The sequence below is a fragment of the Caballeronia sp. M23-90 genome (assembly GCF_053574605.1).
Window position 1 is genome coordinate 1 of record NZ_JBSIPA010000512.1, and the last position, 4,460, is coordinate 4,460.

General features: G+C 59.3%; 6 protein-coding genes. 5 read left to right on the forward strand and 1 reads right to left on the reverse strand.

The window, feature by feature from the left end:
- Window positions 1–65 precede the first annotated feature (65 nt).
- Together ACRXB1_RS31300 and ACRXB1_RS31305 are read left to right on the forward strand one after the other, a co-directional pair.
- Window positions 66–419 carry a DnaJ C-terminal domain-containing protein gene (locus tag ACRXB1_RS31300; RefSeq protein ID WP_449494249.1) on the forward strand — a complete coding sequence of 118 codons (354 nt, stop codon included), beginning with the start codon at window positions 66–68 and terminating at the stop codon, window positions 417–419.
- 6 nt (window positions 420–425) lie between these two features.
- Complete coding sequence (locus ACRXB1_RS31305; RefSeq protein ID WP_174364262.1) at window positions 426–773, forward strand: chaperone modulator CbpM; 348 nt, start codon at window positions 426–428, stop codon at window positions 771–773.
- 82 nt (window positions 774–855) lie between these two features.
- On the opposite strand, the gene ACRXB1_RS31310 is transcribed toward ACRXB1_RS31305, so the two are convergent.
- A complete protein-coding gene (locus ACRXB1_RS31310) occupies window positions 856–1,308 on the reverse strand; it encodes a winged helix-turn-helix transcriptional regulator (protein WP_075360179.1) in 453 nt (150 codons plus the stop codon).
- Window positions 1,309–1,447: 139 nt separating this feature from the next.
- Between ACRXB1_RS31310 and ACRXB1_RS31315 the strand changes: the two genes are divergently transcribed.
- The 3 genes from ACRXB1_RS31315 to ACRXB1_RS31325 form a co-directional block, all read left to right on the forward strand.
- Window positions 1,448–2,680 (forward strand): MFS transporter, encoded by a 1,233-nt coding sequence (locus ACRXB1_RS31315; RefSeq protein ID WP_449494250.1) that lies wholly within the window; start codon window positions 1,448–1,450, stop codon window positions 2,678–2,680.
- A gap of 165 nt (window positions 2,681–2,845) precedes the next feature.
- Window positions 2,846–4,183 carry a hypothetical protein gene (locus ACRXB1_RS31320; RefSeq protein WP_449494251.1) on the forward strand — a complete coding sequence of 446 codons (1,338 nt, stop codon included), beginning with the start codon at window positions 2,846–2,848 and terminating at the stop codon, window positions 4,181–4,183.
- 152 nt (window positions 4,184–4,335) lie between these two features.
- On the forward strand, window positions 4,336–4,460 hold a 125-nt coding region (locus ACRXB1_RS31325; protein ID WP_449494252.1), incomplete at its 3' end, for a LysR family transcriptional regulator.

A 4,460-nucleotide genomic window follows, 5' to 3' on the forward strand; every position in this document is an offset into this window, starting at 1 on the left:
CCCTATCCTCCACTCTTCCCCTCCCCGCCGCTCTCCCGATCTAGCCGCCCGCGGGAGCGTTCCGGGTGCCGCCGGCCGACTTGTATCTGGAAGTCACGCTCGAGGAACACAAGCGGTATCGAGTCGATGGCCGCGACGTGACGCTCGATCTTCCCGTGGCGCCGTGGGAAGCCGCGCTGGGCGCGGAGGTCGTCGTACCGACGCCTTCCGGTCAGGTGACCATGAACGTCGCGGCCGGGTCCGCGGCGGGACGGCGCCTGAGGCTCAGGGGCCGAGGCATCCCCGGCAACCCGGCCGGCGACCTTTATGTGGTGCTCGGCATCGTCCTGCCCCGCGCCGATACCGATGCCAAGAAAGCCGCCTACAACGCCTTGCGCGAGGCGTTCGAGTTCGACCCACGCGCGAATTTTTATGGGTGACCCATCATGAACGAAAACGATCCGGTCTATCTGCAGGGCGAGGTTGTCGAGGAACACGTCGAGTTCACGCTGATCGAACTGTGCCGCGTCACGGGTGCGTCCGAAGAGCAGTTCACGCTGTGGGTGAACGAGGGCGCGTTCGAACCTCGGGGCGCGCGCATCGAGGAATGGCGGTTCAGTGGCGCCTCGCTGCGACGCGCTGTCACCGCGCAACGGCTCACACGGGATCTGGAACTGAATGCTCAAGGTGTCGCGCTCGCGCTTGATCTGCTCGATCAGATCGACGTATTGCGCGCGCGCCTGGCGCGCCAGAATGATCAGGGCGATTCCTTCGAAGCGTCGTCGGGGCCTTGACACGGCAATACACCGAATTTGTGCCTGGCGGTTTGATGCTAGATGCTTCTCCGGCATTGCCGGGGAAGCATCTAGCAAAACGTCACCGTTCCCCTACCTTCTTCACAAACGTCTCCTCCATCGCCAGCGCTTTCCCGCCCGCGTTTTTCAACGCGAGCGCGGGAACCGGCTTTCCGTTCGTTCTGTCGATGAGCACCGAGTGTTTCTCTCCCCGTTCGAACAGATTCCCTTCGCCCCACTGCCGCAACGTGACGATCACCGGGAACAACGCCTTGCCTCTGGGCGTCAGCACATATTCCCAATAAGCCGATCCATCCGATGCCGGAACGCAATCCAGCACGCCCGACTCGACAAGCTGCTTGAGCCGGTCCGTCAAGATGTTCCGCGCGATAAGAAGGCTTTCCTGGAACGCTCCAAACCGGCGAACGCCATCGAATGCGTCGCGAATGATCAGCATCGACCAGCGGTCACCGACAACGTCGAGTGCCCGCGCCACCGGGCACGATGAATCCGAGAGGCCTTTGCTTCGAGCCATTGCACCACCTCCATCGTTGCTTTCGAAAAAACGATCGCTTGTACGCGTCGCTCAAACTAGTTGCATTTTAAAACAGGTTTCATTTACACTCAAACCAGTTTTAATTCGCAACTAGATTTGACGACCGGAGGAATGACCGATGAATCCAGCAAGCGCACAACGCATACCGCTTCGTGTGTCGGCCCCGTTGGTGTTGTTGCTCGCAGTCTGTTGCGCTGCGAGTGTCGCGAACGTGTATTACGCACAACCGTTGCTGGATGCGATTGCAGCAGACTTCCGTATCAGTCACGCAGTGGTCGGCGGCGTGATCACTGCAACTCAAGTTGGGTGCGCTCTTGCCTTGTTGCTGGTCGTGCCGCTTGGAGACCTCGTGAATCGCAAACGCCTGATCTGCGCGCAGCTCGTGTTTCTCGCAGTGGCGTTGATCGTCGTCGGACTTGCTGTGTCGCCGGTTTTGTTGCTGATCGGCATGGTCGGCGTGGGCATGGCGGGCACCGCGATGACGCAAGGGCTGATTGCATACTCCACGACGCTCGCGCACGAATCGGAACGCGGAAGAGTCGTGGGCGCAACGCAAAGCGGCGTGGTGGTCGGTTTGCTCATGGCGCGTTCTTTGGCGGGCGTGGTGACGGACATCGCCGGCTGGCGCTGGGTGTATTTCCTGTCGAGCGTGCTGGCGGCAATCATGTTGATCGTGCTGTCCCGTGCGTTGCCGTTGCCGCATGTTCAGCCGGTGACGCTCACCTATCGGAAGCTGTTGCGCTCCATGTTCACGCTGCTTGCCGAGGAGCGTGTGCTGCAGGTCCGCGGCATGATCGGACTGCTGATGTTCGCGGCCTTCAGCATCTTCTGGAGCGCGTTGGTCTTGCCCCTGAGTGCGCCGCCTTTCTCGATGTCGCATACACAAATCGGCGCGTTCGGTCTGGTCGGTGCGATCGGCGCGCTTGCGGCCGCGCGTGCGGGCCATCTCGCAGACCGCGGACTCGGGCAATGGACAACAGGTGTCGCGCTGGTGTGCATGCTGGCGTGCTGGATTCCCATCGGCTTCATGCCGCATGGCATTGCGCTTCTGATTGCCGGCATCGTCCTGCTCGATATGGGCGGACAAGCCATCCACGTGATCAACCAGAGCATGATCTTCAGCACCCGGCCCGAAGCGCACGGACGGCTGGTTGGCTGCTACATGCTGTTTTATTCTGTTGGCAGCGGGCTCGGCGCGGTGTTATCGACTTGGGTTTATGCAAGAGACGGGTGGAGCGGCGTATGTGCGCTTGGCTTTGCGGCAAGCGCTGTTGCGCTGGTGTTTTGGGCGCTTACATTACGAACCACACCAGGCCGTGCACAACAGAACGCGGCGCGATTACTGCATTGAATTCCACGCGTTGCACATCGCTTCGCCAAGACTCGGCGCGCCATCACGTACGTAACGTGTGTTCGCCAAGGCACATAAAAAATTTCAATCCATCTCCCTGCCAATCGTTTGCGCTAGACAAGGAAACTCAGAAACAAACATTCTTTTATCCGCCCGGAGCCGACCATGTGCGATACCACCGCCAACGATGCTGTATGTCCACAACGGCAAGGATGCTGGAATTTCGCCGGTAGCCATATTCCCAGGCTCCTCGAGGATTGCGAGAAGATGCTGGACTATGCGGCGGATAAAGCTATCGAACTTCCGCCCGAGTCCATAAGGGCGATCGCGGTTGCCCGTGAAGCTTTTGCACGAGGCAAATGGACACCTGACATTGAAAAGGACCTGTACGCTGCGAAAACGTCTATCGCCAAAGCCATCCAGCCGTGTTCGCTGGAAACGCTCGCGTCAGGAACGATCTCCGATGCCAAGAAGATCGCAAGGTTCTATTCCCGGCTGACGCTTTGGCTGGTGATTTTCATCGTGCCTGTATCCATGCTTTGCTTCACGGGCTCGGATCTCTCGGTGAAAGGTAAATCGCTGATCGACCAAAACGATAAAAACGCCCTGCTCATTCACGATCAGTTGCAGGACTACCGGATCGCCATCATCAAGGCCAAAGCGGCGCAGGGAGCTTCGGCGCCGGTCGCATCCGCAAGCGCCGAAAAAACCAGAACGGGAGTCGCGCCCTCCCTGAAAAACGGAGACCTGATCAGGATTGCGTCCGGATCAACCCAGGCGTCGGATGCCGCGGCGGCACCTGCTCCTGCGTCAGATTCGTGGGAAATAACCGACCTGGGTTTGTCGCAGACCCCGGCGGCGCGACTGCTTAAAGAGACCCTCCAGGATTTCTCGCGGAATAATCGTCAGCTTTACGCAGAAACGCTTTGGCTGATCCGGCTTACGGGACATGGATCGGACAACGTATATGGATCGCCGTGGATGCTGAGCGGGCCTACGCAGCGTGAGAACCTGGAGCTATTGCTTCCAATCCTGCTCGAACCGACAGACGCCGGAACCCAGATTTCGATACCGCCAAAAGCGATAGGCCCGGAAGACGCGGTCGACGACGGCATGCGCAAACTTGCCGTGTATCAGGACATTCGCGCGATGGCGCAAAACGCGGAGCGCACCAGCGATATCTTCTGGGGCGCGGTAACGTCATATCTACTCCCGGTGCTTTACGCAGTGCTTGGCGCGCTCGCTTACATCCTGCGCGAATCGGCGGCGCAAATCAGTTCCAGGACATTCGACCCCGCAAATGCGCGTTATTCAAATCGAACCCGGCTCATCATCGCGCTGATTGTGGGCTCTGTGATCGGACTGTTTGGCAGCGTCTGGAAGACACAAGTGGGTTCCGCGTCACCGCTCGCGGTCGCCTTCCTCGCGGGATATGCAGCGGACGCATTCTTTTCTTTCCTCGACAAAGCCGCACCGACGCGCACGAAAACTGCCACGATTTGAAGACTGCACAGGCGCGCGGCCGGGCGTCCGGATGAGAAAGGGTCCCTGCTTCGCGCTTTTATCTATCAATATAATTTTTGATCATTTGCATTTCGCATGGTCGCGGCGCAAGAATGTGTTTTCTGCATTCACTGATACCCATTCCGCCGGCCATGGAAATTCGCCAACTCGAAGCCTTTGCCGCAGTCATGTCCGCCGGAAGCGTCACCGCTGCCGGGCGCTTGCTCGGGCGATCGCAGCCGGCGGTATCGCGTTCCATACAAGAACTGGAGGCGGA

Excerpts from the sequence above, each read along its gene's own strand:
- ACRXB1_RS31305 (WP_174364262.1), top strand. The coding sequence starts at position 426 with ATGAACGAAAACGATCCGGTCTATCTGCAGGGCGAGGTTGTCGAGGAA.
- ACRXB1_RS31310 (WP_075360179.1), bottom strand. The coding sequence starts at position 1,308 with ATGGCTCGAAGCAAAGGCCTCTCGGATTCATCGTGCCCGGTGGCGCGG.
- ACRXB1_RS31315 (WP_449494250.1), top strand. The coding sequence starts at position 1,448 with ATGAATCCAGCAAGCGCACAACGCATACCGCTTCGTGTGTCGGCCCCG.
- ACRXB1_RS31320 (WP_449494251.1), top strand. The coding sequence starts at position 2,846 with ATGTGCGATACCACCGCCAACGATGCTGTATGTCCACAACGGCAAGGA.